The following is a 15,654-nucleotide window of genomic DNA, read 5'->3' on the forward strand; positions in this document are numbered from 1 at the left end:
TAACAATACTACGTAAAAGTTAAAAGGAGTTTACTTAATGAAAACTATAGCTGTAGTGACAGATGGGATGTCAAAATTAGAATTATTTTTAAATAAAAATATAGAGTTGATTTTTAAAGATAAAGTAAAAATTAAAAACTATTACCTTAACAAATTATCAAATAAGGAAATAATTAAAGGTGATGTAGTTCTTGCAATGATAGATGACAGAGCTTTAAGGATAAAAGAATATGTTAAAGATACTAAAAAAATAATAAAAATAAATAGAAGTATAAAACAAAAAGATGTCTATAAGTTATTTTCTTTACCAGAAGGAATAGATGTATTAGTTGTAAATGATAATGAATCTACTGTGCTTGAAACAATATCTACTTTATACAATGTAGGTATAAATCATTTAAATTTCATACCTTATGATTCAAATAAAGAATATAAAGATATAAAGGTTGCAGTTACTCCAGGAGAAGTCAACTTAGTTCCTAGTTATATTGATGAAGTAATTGATCTTGGGCATAGACACATAGATAGTTCTACATTTTTACAAATAATAGCTAAATTAAATATAGATGATAAAGATGTTACAGAAAGACTAATGAAATACTCAGATGAGGTAATTAGTTTATATTCTGGAGTAAACACTAAATATAAAGAACTTACTATAAAAAACGAAGAGCTGAGCTCAATAATAAATTTATCTAGTAATGGAATGGCTGTCATATCAAATAAAGAAGAGATATTAATTTGCAATCAAAGTTTAAAAAATATATTAGATATTGAAGATTCGTTAGTAGGTAAAAAAATAAGTGAAATAAAAAGCAAAGATATTAGATTTATTTTTGATTTAGATAAAGTAAAAGATGAAGTTATAAATTATAAAAACAAATATTTAAATATAAACAAATATGATATAGAAAGTTTTGGAAAAGTTACAGGGTCGTATTACTGTATTCAAGAAATAACTTATATAAAAAAGTTAGAACAAAACTTAAGTAAAAAATTAAGAGATAAGGGACAAGTTGCTAGATATAATTTTAATGATATAAAAACTGAATCAATCAAGATGAAAAAATCAAAAGATTTAGGTAAAAAGATTTCAAAATCAGATTATACAGTTTTAATTACAGGGGAAAGTGGAACGGGAAAAGAGTTAATGGCACAATCTATACATAATGAATCATTAAGATCTAAACAGCCATTTATAGCTATAAACTGCGCAGCTATGCCAGAAAATTTATTAGAAAGTGAATTATTTGGATATGAAGAAGGTGCATTTACAGGAGCTTTAAAAGGTGGGAAAAAAGGGTTATTTGAACAAGCTCATAACGGAACTATATTTTTAGATGAAATAGGGGATATGCCAATATATTTGCAAACTAAACTACTTAGAGTTCTCCAAGAAAATCAAGTTATGAGAGTTGGAGGAGAAAGTGTAATTGATATTGATGTTAGAGTTATAGCTGCAACCAATAAAAATTTATTAGAAATGATAAGACAAGAAAAATTTAGAGCAGACCTATATTATAGGATAAATGTATTACCTATAAATATTCCATCTTTAAGAGAACGAAAAGAAGATATATCTATGATGCTAAATTATTTTATGAAAAAGAAAAGGCATATAAGTGATGAAGCTAAAGAAATTTTAAATAAATATCCATGGCCAGGAAATATTAGAGAGCTAAAAAACACAGCTATGTACATTGATATAATGTGTATGGATGATAAAGTTAAAACTTGTGATTTACCACATAATCTTACTAATATGAAAATTGATTATAGTCAAGAAATTAAGATTTTAAAAGATAAAACAAATATAGATAAATCAAGAAAAGTTATGAGTCTTATAAGAGAAGAAAATTTATTAAATAAATGTGTGGGAAGAAATACAATCGTTAATAGATTAAACGAGGAAGGCATGATTATAACTGAAGGTGAGGTTAGAGGCATTTTAAGTATATTGAAAGAATTAGACTTAATAAACTCTGAAGTAGGAAGAAGAGGAAGTGAACTAAGCGAAAAAGGAATTTGTATATTAGATAGTCTTTAATAGGCAATGAAATAGGAAGATAAAAATTCCTAATTAACCTATTAAGTTGAAAGATTTATTAAATTTAAAAGATATCATTAGTAAAAAAATTTTATTAATAAAAATAGTTTAAATAATGAAACAGTTAAAAACACTAATGAAATTGAGAACGATTTCTTTGATTTAAATTTAAAATTAAAATAAAAATAGTTTTGGCATGCTACTTGCTTTATAAAAAGGCAGTAGCATTTTTTTATTTTAAAATTTAAATTATAGGAGTGAATAAAATGACAAACAAGAAATATCCAGTAGTTGGTATATCAGGAAGTTTATTAATTGATGAGGGCGGTATGTTTCCGGGATACGAAAGAGCTTATGTAAACAATGACTATGTTCAATCAGTAGCTATGTGTAAAGCTATACCATATATAGTTCCAATGGTATATGATGATGAACTAATAAAGGAGCAAGTATCTAATATAGATGCACTAATTCTATCTGGGGGGCACGATGTGAATCCTTTAATGTGGAACGAAGAACCACATATAAAATTAGGCGGGATAATGCCAAAGAGAGATACTTTTGATATGAAATTATTAAAATTTGCATTAGAAATGAAAAAGCCAATATTAGGTATCTGTAGAGGAGAACAAATATTAAATGTATGTGAAGGCGGAGATTTATACCAAGACTTATCTTTAATTGAAGGTTCTTATATAAAACATAATCAAGAACATTTATCAAATGTACCTACTCACACAGCTCAAATTAAAGAAGGTACAAGATTATATGAAATATTAGGAGAAAAAGAAGTATTAGTAAATAGTTTCCACCACTTAGGAGTAAAAAATATAGCTCCAGGATATATCGTATCTGCGACTGCAAAAGATGGTTTAGTTGAAGCTATAGAAAAAGAAGGGGAAGATTTTGTGATAGGAATACAATGGCATCCAGAAATGATGACTAAAGATTGCTCAAAAATGCAAAAAATATTTATGGCATTAGTAAAAGAAGCATCAAAGTAAAAATAAATTTTAGCATAATATAAATACACTGGGAGGAATTAAAGTGGAGAAAAGTATGAAGTTAGGGTTTTGGAGTATTGTATTACTAGGTATAAATGCAATTATAGGTTCTGGTATATTTGGGCTTCCAGGTGAAGCTTATTCAAATATAGGTCCAGCAAGTATATTAATTTTAGGATTTTGTATGATTTTAGCGGTATCTATTGCACTATGCTTTGCAGAAGCAGGAAGCTGGTTTGACGAAGATGGAGGACCTTACCTTTATGCTAAAGAAGCATTTGGTGACTTTATAGGATTTGAAGTTGGATTTATGAAATGGATAGTAAGTATGATTGCATGGGCTACTATGGCAAATTTCTTTGCAGTTACATTATCTTCAGTATGGCCTCAAGCAGCTGATCCATTAACTAAAAACATAATAATTGGAGTTTTAGTAATAGTACTTGGAGCTATAAACTTAATGGGAATGAAGCAATCTAAAAAGTTAAATAATATAATGACTGTAGGAAAATTAGTTCCATTAATATTATTTATAGCTGTAGGAATATTTTTTATAAAAGGTGCAAACTTTAAACCATTTTTAATAATACCTCAAGGGCAAACGACTTCATCAGCGTTTGTTGCTGTAAGTATATTATTATTTTATGCATTTACAGGATTTGAGTCTTTAGCTGTTGCAGCAAAAGAAATGGAAGACCCTAAGAAAAATGTACCAAAAGCTTTGGTTATGGTAATGTTTGTCGTTTCTGTAGTATATGTACTTGTATTAGCTATAAGTATAGGTGTTTTAGGAGAAGGATTAAGAGGTGCAGCTAACCCAGTTGCTGATGCAGCTACTAAGATTATGGGTCCTGTAGGTGGATATATAATTACAGTTGGTACAATAATTTCTGTCGGTGGTATAAATATTGCATCATCTATATTTACACCAAGATCAGCTAAAGCTTTAGTTGACCAAGGGCTAATGCCAAAATCTATGGGTAAAACTAATAAAAATGAAGCTCCATATATAGCTATAATAGTATCTGTTATAGGTACTTTAATAATAGCTTGGTCAGGTTCATTTACAACTTTATCACAAATTAGTGTTGTATCTAGATTTATTCAATATATACCTACTTGCTTAGCTGTTTTAATATTTAGAAAAAAATATGCAGGTAAAGAAATAAACTTTAAAATACCTGGAGGAGCATTTGTTCCAATATTTGCAGTTATAGTAAGTTTAATATTATTAGTAAAAGCTGGAATTGACTCTCCTATGAAAATAGTATGGGGGCTTGGAGGAATGATAGTAGTAGTCCCAATTTATTTTTATATGAGCAAAGTGTATTCAAAAAAATGTAATGGAAATAAAGAAATTATAAGAGATTAAATTATATATATTAACCCTATGTCAAAAAATACGACATAGGGTTAAATTTATTGTGAATAAATTGAAAAACGCTATTTAGATAAATTGAGTATATAAATAAAGTGTAATATAATTAAATTAATTATATTACACTTTATTTAGTTTTAGGGGAGGTAACTTTATGAAAACTTGGGAAGAAGTAGTTGAATTTCATGGACATGAGTGTCCAGGTCTTGCAATTGGGTACGCAGTATCAAAAGCTGCACAAAAATATTTAGACATTGACTTTTCAAATGATGAAGAAATAGTCTGTATAGCTGAAAATGATGCTTGTGGATTAGATGCTATTCAAGTTATGTTAGGTTGTACAATAGGGAAGGGAAACTTATTAATAAGACTTAGAGGCAAAAGTGTATATCACTTTTACAATAGAAAAAATAAAAAATCTGTAAGATTGGTCTTAAAGTTAAAACCGAATAATTTAGACAGAGATGAGTATAAGAAATATTACTAAACTCTAATCCAATGGATTTATTTGAATTTATGGAGACTAATATAGAAATTCCAGAAAAGGCAAGGATTTTTGTATCAGAAATTTGTGAAATATGCGGAGAAAAAGCATCAGAACAATTCATACGCCTTCAAGGTGGAAAAAAAGTTTGTATAGATTGTTATAGTGATTATAAAAGATTTTTTTAAACAGTAAGTTTTTGGAGACTTTACAGGGAATTTATTATATAGAACTATAACATTTTTAACTATAAACTTGTTATTAGGAATAGTTGCATATTTATATATGAGCAAAGTATAAAAATTAATGATGAAAAATATTTAATTATAAAAAAAGTTTAATAAATAAATATAAATAAAAAAGATAGATTTGAAATTTCAAATCTATCTTTTTTATTTACATATAAAGAAATGGTATAAAAGAATATGCAACTACTATTAAGATAAATGCAATAGCCAATAAGCTGACTTTTTTATAAAGCATTATAATCGCTATATATTCACGAATTAATGCACTAGGTAAAAAATAAAATGCAGTAGGCGCTCCAACTCCATTTGCTTTTAGTCCTGCTTTTCTTGCATAAATTGACGCTCTGAAAACATGATAATTATTTGATACAAATATACATGAGTAATTCTTAGATATATTATTCATTATATTTTTTGAAAACTTCATGTTTTCATAAGTGGTAGTAGACTTATCCTCAACTAAAATATCTAATTCGGGGATACCTTGTGATACAAGATATTTTTTCATAGCAATGGCTTCAGGAACTATCTCATCAGAACCTTGACCACCTGATACAACTATTTTTGTGTGATTTCCTTTTGATAATTGTTGACTATAAATTTCAATTCCTTTATCAAGTCTACTTTTTAATAAAGGAGGAACCTTATCTCCAATAAGACCTGACCCTAAGACTATTACATAGTCTAAATTTTTATTTACAGGTAGCATTTGATAAGCATATGAGTAAACTAAGTAACTAAAGAATAAAAATACAAAATATATTGCAAACAAAATTATTGTAAGTATAGTTGCATATGCATAGGTATTTAACTTAGATCCGTGAAATATTAAAAGTAAGCTTAAAGAAACTATAAGTAAAACATTTACTCCTAAAATTAAGGATAGTAAATTTGCTAAACGTCTACCTTCTTTGTGCTTCATTATATATCCATTTTTTATAAGAAAAAAACCAATCACAATTATAGATAATGGTATGACTGCATAAACGGCAAAAATACTTAGTAACCTGATTGTATCGAACATATCTGATAAATACATAACTAATAAAATAAAAATCCTAAAGAACCGAAAGTTAATAAAATACCTGCAAAGAAATTTCTACTATCTTGTCTGAATAGAAAAATTCCATATAAAAAAGAAGCTAAAATTATTAATATATAAATATACATATAAAAATCCTTTCTAAAAAAGTTTTAATAAATATTATTTTACAATGAAATGAAAGAATTTTGTAATTACAAATTTGTAAGTTAGGATATAGAGTGTTTTTTTAGACATTTATAATGTAATATCTTTAAAAAAATAAAATTTAGTAAAATTTTTGATTAAAAAAATACTAAAATAAAAAATTTTATTTCATATATTTTAATAAATAAAACAAGTAATTTTAGGAGGAAAACTAGATGAGTTTAAAAGAGTTATTTGAGTCAGGGTATAGCTTTGAACAAGAATTTTACAAGTCCGATTTAGCATATCAAGAAAAAGCTAAAGATTATAGAGATAATATGAAAATAACACAAGATACTATAGAAAAAATTAAATCAATTGATAAAGAAATTAATATACTTGGATTTTCAGAATTATGGTGTCCTGATTGTCAAATAAACTTAACTGTAATAGATTATATAACAAAGCTAAATCCAAATATAAGATTAAAACTTCAAAGCAGAGAAGGGCATGAAGAGATAATAAAAGAACACAGTGATGATGGTAGGGTAAAAATACCTATATTTATATATTTAGACAGTAATTTTGAAAAGTTTGGATCATTTATAGAATTTCCAAGCAATGTTAGGGATGTTGAGTTTGGAGACAATCAGGTAGAAAAAATAAAGACTAAAAAATTATATAGAAAAGGAAGTTATATGGAACAAACTATAATAGATTTTTTAAATAGTATAAATTAAATAAGTTAAATCTACCGTAAAATTGATTTTAAATTTGCGGTAGGTTTTGAAAATTTAAACAAAATTTAACTTTTTCTGAAAATTTGACAAATTATTTAAGTTTTATATAGACAATTAAAAATAAAACGTGTATTATTAGAATAATTTATTTAAAAATAAAAACTTTAAAGCCTTTTTACTTTAATAAATTAAAGGTATTAAGTATAGGGAGGACATAAATGGGGCTAATAGATTACAGTATAAAAAATAAACAATCAGAGTTGGTTTTAAAAAATGCAAATATAGTTAATGTATTTTCCAATGAAATAATAAAAGCTGATGTTGCAATAGAAAAAGGTATAGTAGTCGGCATAGGAAGTTACGATGGAATAAACAATATAGATTTAAATGGAAAATATATAACTCCAGGATTTATAGATCCTCACGTTCACATAGAGTCATCCATGGTTTCTCCAGCAGAGTTTGCAAAAGCTATAGTACCTATGGGGACAACAACTATAGTAACGGACCCTCATGAGATAGCTAATGTTTGTGGGTTAGAAGGAATAGAATACATATTAAAATCAAGTGAAGAATTACCTTTATGTGTTTATTCTATGCTACCATCTTGCGTTCCAGCAACGGATTTTGAAAATTCAGGAGCTAGATTAGAAGCTATAGATTTAGAAAAGTATATAAATCATGACAGAATACTTGGACTTGGGGAGATGATGAACTATCCAGGTGTTATTAATCAAGATAAGATAGTTACAGATAAATTAGAATTAGCAAGAAGATATAAAAAATATATAGATGGGCATATACCAAATATAAGTAATGAAGGACTAAATGGATACATATTAAGTGGAATAAGCACAGACCATGAATGCTCAACTGTTGAAGAAATGATTGAAAAGATACGCCTAGGGATGTATGTAATGATTAGAGAAGGTTCAGCTGCTAGAAATTTAGAGACTTTAATAAAAGGGGTTAACATTAACAACTATCAAAGATGTTTATTCTGTACAGACGACAAACATCCACAAGACATACTTAAAAATGGACATATAGATAATAATATAAGATTAGCAATTAAAAACAATATAGATCCTATTATAGCTATAAAAATGGCGACTATAAATGTTGCAAATTGTTATAATTTGCAAAATATAGGAGCTATTGCACCAGGATATATAGCTGATATAGTTGTTGTAGATAATTTAGAAGAGTTTAATGTATTAGAAGTTTACAAAGATGGGAAGTTAGTTGGAAAAGATAAAAAAGCATTGTTTGAAACTAGAGAAATAGAAAATTCAAATGTTACAAATACTGTAAATATAGATAAGCTTACTAAAGAAGATTTAAAAATAAATCTAGAAAAAGATATAGCTAATGTTATAGGGCTACTTCCACATAATCTAGTAACAGAGAAACTTATAAGAAAAGTAGATGTTGAAAATGGAGTATTTAAATTTAATCAAAATGTGGATATATTAAAACTTGTAGTAATTGAAAGACATACTAATAAAAAGAGCATAGGCTTAGGACTTGTAGAAAACTTTAAATTGAAAAATGGAGCAATAGCGTCTACTGTAGCACATGATTCTCACAATATAATTGTTGTTGGAGATAATGATGAAGATATTATTAACGCTGTTGATGAAATTAAAAAAATTGGAGGCGGTTTATCTATATCTTCTAATAATAAAATTTTAGGAAGTTTAAGTTTACCTATAGCAGGTCTTATGAGTGACAAAGATATAAACTATGTAAGTGAAAATTTAGAAAATATGTTATCTATAGCATACGAAAAGTTAAATGTTAGTAAAGATATTGAACCATTTATGACGTTAGCATTTTTAGCACTTCCAGTAATTCCACATATAAAGATTACTGATAAAGGGTTATTTGACGTAGATAATTTTAAATTTATAGAAATATAAAAAATGGCAATTAAAATATATAGTTAGATAAAAGGCTGTACCAAAGAAGTTAAAACTTTGATACAGCCTTTTTATATAGTTTAAAGTCTCATTTTAATGTGAGGAATTCCACACTCATCATATATATCTGAAATTTCTTTAAATCCAAGAGAAGAATATAGATTTTTAATATATTCTTGAGCAGAAATTGTTATATTATTTTCATTTAGCTCTGTTTTTATAAAGTTTATAGCATGGTGCATCATTTCTTGGGCAATCTTTTTACCTCTATGGTCTTTTAAAACTAACACACGTCCTATAGATGTATCTGTATATGGACTAAATGTTTTTGGAATTATCCGAGCATAAGCAATTACTACATTTTCTTCTTCAAGAAATATATGATAACAATTTTTGTCAACATCGTCGAAGTCATTTTCTTGGAAGATTTTCTGTTCGCATCCGAATACCTCATACCTAGCTTTTGCTATTTCATAAAATTCATTTACATTTAAATCCTTAAAATGTTTTACTTTATACATAAATATAACCTCCTAAAAATTTTTAAAGAATATCTTGTAAAGTGTATTCACTTAATTTGCTTTTAAATGATATTAAAGCTTCGTTTAAAATAGGTTTTAATTTGCAACGTTTTGTAAGGTTACAAGTATTGTTTTCTTTAGAAAAACATTCTACTATATTCAAATTGTCCTCTGTTATATCAAGCAGTTTTCCTAAGTTTATATATTTTGGATCCATAACTAGTTTTATTCCACCGTTACGTCCTTTTGTGGATAATATATAGTTGTTTTTTGCTAATTTATATACAATTTTTTTTATATGATGAGTAGATAAGCAAAGTATATCGGATAGTTCATCTACTGTAAAAAGTTCATTTGGATGGTTACCTAAATAAATAAGTATTCTAAAGCTATAGTCAGTAAATTTTGATAAGTACATAATTCACTCCTTTTTTTAATAATTTAATATAGTAGTATTATTATATTAATTAAATACTATTAAACACAAGAGTAAATACAAAATTTAAATTAAATAAATTTTTATTTTATAAAATTAATAAAAATGTAACATATGTTACAGATAAAAAGAAAAATAAGGAATATAATGTGTATATAAAATAAACATTTAAAAATTGGAGGAATAATTATGGAAAATAAAATGTTTTGTTTTCAATGTCAAGAAACAGCAGGCTGTACAGGATGTACAAAATTTGGAGTTTGTGGGAAATCACCAGATTTAGCTAGAATGCAGGACTTATTAATATACGTAACTAAAGGATTATCAGAAGTTACAACAAGACTTAGAGAAGAAGGAAAAGAAGTAAGTGGTGAAGTAGATCACTTAATAACTATAAATTTATTTACTACTATAACAAATGCAAATTTTGATGATGAAATATTCTATATAAGAGTAAAAGAAACTTTAGAAACAAAAGAAGCATTATTATCTAAATTAAATAATAAAGAAAATTTATCAGAAGCTGCATTATGGACTGCAAACTCAAATGAAGAAATGGATGAAAAGTCAACTAAGGTTGGAGTTTTAGCAACTAAAGATGAAGATATAAGAAGCTTAAGAGAATTAATAATATATGGATTAAAAGGTTTAGCAGCATACATGAAGCATGCTAATGCATTAGGATATGATGATGAAAAAATAAATGCTTTTATGCAATCAACTTTAGCTAAGACTTTGGATGAAAACTTAAGTGTAGATGAATTAATAGGATTAACTTTAGAAACTGGTAAAGTTGGAGTAGACGGAATGGCTTTACTTGATAGCGCAAATACAGGAACTTATGGACATCCAGAAATAACTAAAGTTGATATAGGAGTTAGAAATAACCCAGGAATACTTATATCAGGACATGATTTAAAAGACTTAGAACTATTATTAAAACAAACAGAGGGAACTGGAGTAGATGTATATACTCACTCAGAAATGCTTCCAGCACACTACTATCCAGCATTTAAAAAATATTCTCACTTTGCAGGAAATTACGGAAATGCTTGGTGGAAACAAAAAGAAGAGTTTGAAAGCTTTAATGGACCAATATTAATGACTACAAACTGTATAGTACCACCAAAAGATACTTACAAAGATAGAATATACACTACAGGAGCTGCTGGATTTGCAGGAGTTAAACATATAAAAGGTAAGAGTGAAGACGATAAAGATTTCTCAGAAATAATAGAACAAGCTAAAAACTGTCAACCTCCTACAGAAATAGAAAGAGGGGAAATAGTTGGAGGATTTGCACATAATCAAGTATTTGCATTAGCAGATGCAGTAGTAGATGCAGTGAAAAGCGGAGCTATAAAGAAATTCTTCGTTATGGCAGGATGTGACGGAAGAGCTAAATCAAGAAACTACTATACAGAATTTGCAGAGGCACTACCAAAAGATACCGTGATTTTAACTGCAGGATGTGCAAAATATAAGTACAATAAGTTAAACTTAGGAGATATAAATGGAATACCTAGAGTATTAGATGCAGGACAATGTAATGACTCATACTCATTAGCACTTATTGCATTAAAACTTAAAGAAGTATTTGAATTACAAGATATAAACGAATTACCAATAGCATTTAATATAGCATGGTATGAACAAAAAGCAGTAATAGTATTACTATCACTATTATACTTAGGGGTAAAAAATATACACCTAGGACCAACATTACCAGCATTTTTATCACCAAATGTAGCTAAAGTATTAGTTGAAAACTTTGGTATAGGCGGAATAACAAATGTTGAAGATGATTTAAAAATGTTCTTAGGATAATTTTATAGAAAAGGATAGTTTTACTTATTGTAAAGCTATCCTTTTTTTATAATAAAGAGCTATGTAAGCGTGATATATATTTTTATATTAATTAATAGAATGATTCAAATATTATAAAAATATAATTAAAATATTAATTATATAGCTATATTTTAAAAAAATTGTGAAATACTAACATTGTTATTAAAATTTCACAAGGAGGAATTTTTATGGAAAATAATATGGCTATGGAATACCCAATGTTTTGTTATCAATGTGAGCAGACTGCTGGTGGCAAGGGTTGTACTAAGGTAGGGGTTTGCAGTAAAACACCAGAAATTGCAGCTCTTCAAGACTTGTTAATATATCAAATTAAAGGAATAAGTTGTTATGCAAAAGAGTTAATAGATAAAGGGGAAAAGATAGATAAGGACATTGTAAGCTTTGTTGAAAACTCTTTATTTACCACTCTTACTAATGTAAACTTTGATGGAGATGTTCATGAAAAAATGCTTAGACAATCTCAAGAAATAAAGCAAAGTCTAAGAAGTAGAGTTTCAAGTTGTTCTAATTGCTGTGAACAAGCTGAATATAACTTAAGTGATACTAGGGACCAAATGTTAAAAGATGCTAAGCGTGCAGGAATAATGTATGATCAAAATTTAGATCCAGATATAAGAAGTTTAAGACAAACAATAATATATGGTTTAAAAGGAATATCTGCATATGGACATCAAGCTAGAGAATTAGGTTATTTTAACGATCAAGTTGATGAATTTTATTTTAGAGCATTAGCTGCGACAACAGATGATAAATTATCGGTTAATGACTTAATAACATGGACTCTAAGAACTGGTGACATGAGCGTTGCAGTTATGCAAAAACTAGATGAGGCAAACACAACTATATATAAAAATCCTTCTCCTCATAAAGTAAATGTCCACATTAAAAAAGGTCCATTTATTATAGTTTCAGGACATGATTTAAAAGATTTAGAAATGATTTTAAAACAAACTGAAGGAAAAGGAATAAACATTTATACTCATGGAGAAATGATACCATGTCATGGGTACCCAGAACTTAATAAATATCCTCATTTAGCAGGAAATTTTGGTGGTGCTTGGCAAGATCAGCAAAAAGAGTTTGATAATATACCAGGGTGTATTTTAATGACTACAAACTGTCTTATGAAGCCTAGAGATTCATATAAGGATAGAATATTTACTACGAGTGTAGTTGGATGGGATGGAGTAAAATACATAGGCAAAACTGCTGATGGAGAAAAAGATTTTAGTGAGATTATAAATAAGGCATTAGAATTAGGTGGATTTAAAGAAGATCAAGAGCCACACGAAATTTTAGTTGGATTTGGTCATGATGCCACTTTAAGTAATGCTCCAGCTATAATTGATGCTGTAAAATCAGGTAAATTAAGACATTTCTTCTTAATTGGAGGGTGTGATGGAGCAAGACCTGGAAGAAATTATTATACAGAATTTGCTCAAAAAGTACCTAAAGACTGCATAATACTTACGCTAGCTTGTGGTAAGTATAGATTTAATAAATTAGATTTTGGAGAAGTTGCTGGATTGCCAAGACTTTTAGATGTAGGACAATGCAATGATGCTTACTCAGCTGTAAGAATTGCTTTAGCTTTAGCTGATGCGTTTGACACTGATGTAAATAGCTTACCACTATCTATAATTTTATCTTGGTATGAGCAAAAAGCAGTAGCAGATTTATTAGCTCTATTGTCTTTAGGAATAAAAGGAATATACTTAGGACCATCAATACCGGCATTTTTAAGTCCTAACGTACTTCAATATTTGGTAGACACATTTAACTTACAAACTATAAGTACTCCAGATAAAGATTTAGCATCTTGCTTAGAAGTTCCATCTAAGTAAATCAATTGAATGTAACTGGAGTTACGTAAATTTATTTATATAAAATTTATAATATATACAATATAATGTTAAAAAATTAAAAAATACTATTTCAAAATTAAAATAAAAATAAAAGGAGACAAAAATATGAAAGCATTTGTAGATAGAGATGGTTGTATAGGATGTCAAGCGTGTGCAGGAACTTGCCCAGAGGTATTTAGTATGGATGACGATAATATATCAGTACCTATAAAAGAAGATATACCTGAAGACGTATTAGATTCAGCAAAGGATGCTAGAGATGGTTGTCCTGTTTCTGTTATAAGCATAAAATAATTTATAAAAAGGAGAGATTACTATGATAACTAAAGATACTATAATAGCAGATATAATAAAATCTAAACCTAATGCAGCACAAATACTTATGAATTATGGAATGGGATGTATAGGATGCCCCTCAGCTCAAATGGAAAAGTTAGAGCAAGCATGTGAAATACATGGATTAGATTTAGAAAAAATATTAAAAGAATTAAATGAAGCATAATTACAAAAGGGTTACCAGTTTATTTGGTAATCCTTTTATTTAATGTAGTTTATATTAAATAGTGTAACCAGCGTTACAGAAAATAAAAATTAAATATTATATAATCTATATATAGAAAGTTAAGAAAAATAAAATTTAAAAAGTGTATTTAAAATACTTATTTAAAATAAAGATTTAATAAATAAAGGAGGTTTTATTATGAGCTTATTTTTAGGAAAAATTCACTACTGGTTATTTAATAAAATACTTTGGTTTGAAGATTTAGAAAGAGAAATAATAAATTTAGCAGAGGCTGAAGGACTAGACATAGAAAAGCTAACTAAACAAATAAATTTAAAGTATGGAGAAAAATTAGAAAACAACAAATTAGAAGATATTATTGATACAGGAAATATACATGGATGGCTGCAAGAAAAAATACACTCATCAGAAGGAAGAATGGCATCGTGGACATCTAAAATTTTAGAAGATAATCCAGACTCATTAAAAAAAATAGAAAATATTTATAGAAATCAAGGGGTAAAAGCTGGTAAGGAATTAAGTTCTGTAAAAAATATTACTAATGCAAAAGAAATATATAATAGTATAAATGATTATATATTAGATGGAATGCCATGTGATAGAGTAAATGAAGTAATCGTTTTAGAAGATGATGTCGTAAGATGGAAACGAAGAATATGTGTGCATAAGGAAATATGGGAAAATGAGAATGTAGATGTTAATATATTTTATAATCTTAGAGATTTATGGATAGTATCATTTGTAAAGACCATAAATAATGATTTTGAATATACAAAAACTGATGATGAGAATTATGTAATCAAAAGAATATAAAAATTAAAAATAGTAACTTATGTTACAGATTCAAAATAAATTAAACTATATAATGTGTATATAAAATAAACATTTATAAAATTGGAGGAAATATTATGGAAAATAAAATGTTTTGTTTTCAATGTCAAGAAACAGCTGGGTGTACAGGATGTACAAAATTTGGAGTATGTGGAAAATCACCAGATTTAGCTAGAATGCAGGATCTTTTAATATATACAACTAAGGGATTATCAGAGGTTACAACAAGACTTAGAAAAGAAGGTAAAAAAATAAGCAGCAATGTAAATCATTTAATAACTATAAATTTATTTACGACTATAACTAATGCAAACTTCGATGATGAAGTATTTTATGCAAGAGTAAAAGAAACATTAAAAACAAAAGAAGATTTATTATCTCAATTAAGCAATAAGTCTAATTTATCAGAAGCTGCATTATGGAATGCAAGTTCAAATGCAGAAATGGATGTTAAGGTAAGTATATTAAGTAAAATTAAAGATGCAATATTAGGAAGTGGAAAAGAGTTAACAAATGATGATATAAATAAATTATTAGATGAAAAGTCAACTAAAGTCGGAGTCTTAGCAACTAAAGATGAAGATATAAGAAGCTTAAGAGAATTAATAATATATGGAT

General features: G+C 27.4%; 15 protein-coding genes and 1 pseudogene. 13 read left to right on the top strand and 3 right to left on the bottom strand.

Annotation, left to right across the window (positions count from 1 at the left end; translation table 11 throughout):
• Positions 1 to 37 precede the first annotated feature (37 nt).
• The 5 genes from RWY47_RS16710 (at position 38) to RWY47_RS18115 (ending at position 5,101) form a co-directional block, all read left to right on the top strand.
• The gene (locus RWY47_RS16710; RefSeq protein WP_224170232.1) at positions 38 to 2,047 is read left to right on the top strand and encodes a sigma 54-interacting transcriptional regulator; all 2,010 of its coding nucleotides are present in this window, start codon (positions 38 to 40) and stop codon (positions 2,045 to 2,047) included.
• A gap of 266 nt (positions 2,048 to 2,313) precedes the next feature.
• The gene (locus RWY47_RS16715) at positions 2,314 to 3,051 is read left to right on the top strand and encodes a gamma-glutamyl-gamma-aminobutyrate hydrolase family protein (RefSeq protein ID WP_021430453.1); all 738 of its coding nucleotides are present in this window, start codon (positions 2,314 to 2,316) and stop codon (positions 3,049 to 3,051) included.
• A 43-nt stretch (positions 3,052 to 3,094) separates the two neighbouring features.
• The gene (locus tag RWY47_RS16720) at positions 3,095 to 4,423 is read left to right on the top strand and encodes an APC family permease (RefSeq protein ID WP_150842940.1); all 1,329 of its coding nucleotides are present in this window, start codon (positions 3,095 to 3,097) and stop codon (positions 4,421 to 4,423) included.
• Between the two features lie 160 nt (positions 4,424 to 4,583).
• A complete protein-coding gene (locus RWY47_RS18110) occupies positions 4,584 to 4,916 on the top strand; it encodes a formylmethanofuran dehydrogenase subunit E family protein (RefSeq protein WP_332842040.1) in 333 nt (110 codons plus the stop codon).
• Between the two features lie 29 nt (positions 4,917 to 4,945).
• On the top strand, positions 4,946 to 5,101 hold the full coding sequence (locus RWY47_RS18115; protein ID WP_332843907.1) for a TraR/DksA C4-type zinc finger protein: 156 nt from the start codon (positions 4,946 to 4,948) through the stop codon (positions 5,099 to 5,101).
• 208 nt (positions 5,102 to 5,309) lie between these two features.
• On the opposite strand, the gene RWY47_RS16730 is transcribed toward RWY47_RS18115, so the two are convergent.
• Positions 5,310 to 6,083 carry a YdcF family protein gene (locus RWY47_RS16730; protein WP_316030378.1) on the bottom strand — a complete coding sequence of 258 codons (774 nt, stop codon included), beginning with the start codon at positions 6,081 to 6,083 and terminating at the stop codon, positions 5,310 to 5,312.
• Between the two features lie 482 nt (positions 6,084 to 6,565).
• On the opposite strand from RWY47_RS16730, the gene RWY47_RS16735 reads away from it, so the two are divergent.
• Positions 6,566 to 7,069: a thioredoxin family protein gene (locus RWY47_RS16735; RefSeq protein ID WP_224170233.1), complete on the top strand. Its 504-nt coding sequence runs from the start codon at positions 6,566 to 6,568 to the stop codon at positions 7,067 to 7,069.
• A gap of 218 nt (positions 7,070 to 7,287) precedes the next feature.
• Positions 7,288 to 8,991 carry an adenine deaminase gene (ade, locus tag RWY47_RS16740; protein WP_085281889.1) on the top strand — a complete coding sequence of 568 codons (1,704 nt, stop codon included), beginning with the start codon at positions 7,288 to 7,290 and terminating at the stop codon, positions 8,989 to 8,991.
• Between the two features lie 80 nt (positions 8,992 to 9,071).
• On the opposite strand, the gene RWY47_RS16745 is transcribed toward ade, so the two are convergent.
• The gene (locus RWY47_RS16745; protein ID WP_150842937.1) at positions 9,072 to 9,512 is read right to left on the bottom strand and encodes a GNAT family N-acetyltransferase; all 441 of its coding nucleotides are present in this window, start codon (positions 9,510 to 9,512) and stop codon (positions 9,072 to 9,074) included.
• Between the two features lie 22 nt (positions 9,513 to 9,534).
• Positions 9,535 to 9,930, bottom strand: a complete 396-nt coding sequence (locus RWY47_RS16750; RefSeq protein WP_224170234.1) for an RrF2 family transcriptional regulator — start codon at positions 9,928 to 9,930, stop codon at positions 9,535 to 9,537.
• Positions 9,931 to 10,137: 207 nt separating this feature from the next.
• On the opposite strand from RWY47_RS16750, the gene hcp (RWY47_RS16755) reads away from it, so the two are divergent.
• The 6 genes and pseudogenes from hcp (RWY47_RS16755) to RWY47_RS16780 form a co-directional block, all read left to right on the top strand.
• On the top strand, positions 10,138 to 11,775 hold the full coding sequence (gene hcp, locus RWY47_RS16755; RefSeq protein WP_035116669.1) for a hydroxylamine reductase: 1,638 nt from the start codon (positions 10,138 to 10,140) through the stop codon (positions 11,773 to 11,775).
• A 209-nt stretch (positions 11,776 to 11,984) separates the two neighbouring features.
• A complete protein-coding gene (gene hcp / locus RWY47_RS16760; RefSeq protein WP_150842935.1) occupies positions 11,985 to 13,661 on the top strand; it encodes a hydroxylamine reductase in 1,677 nt (558 codons plus the stop codon).
• Between the two features lie 126 nt (positions 13,662 to 13,787).
• On the top strand, positions 13,788 to 13,976 hold the full coding sequence (locus tag RWY47_RS16765; protein WP_035116667.1) for a ferredoxin: 189 nt from the start codon (positions 13,788 to 13,790) through the stop codon (positions 13,974 to 13,976).
• A 22-nt stretch (positions 13,977 to 13,998) separates the two neighbouring features.
• Complete coding sequence (locus RWY47_RS16770) at positions 13,999 to 14,184, top strand: DUF1858 domain-containing protein (protein WP_150842934.1); 186 nt, start codon at positions 13,999 to 14,001, stop codon at positions 14,182 to 14,184.
• Positions 14,185 to 14,382: 198 nt separating this feature from the next.
• Entirely contained in the window at positions 14,383 to 15,018 is a 636-nt protein-coding gene (locus tag RWY47_RS16775; protein ID WP_168932301.1) for a hypothetical protein, read from the top strand.
• Between the two features lie 95 nt (positions 15,019 to 15,113).
• A pseudogene (locus RWY47_RS16780) lies at positions 15,114 to 15,654 on the top strand (hydroxylamine reductase); the annotation flags it as partial.

Source organism: Paraclostridium sp. MRS3W1 (assembly GCF_032465715.1).
Taxonomy (GTDB): domain Bacteria; phylum Bacillota; class Clostridia; order Peptostreptococcales; family Peptostreptococcaceae; genus Paraclostridium; species Paraclostridium dentum.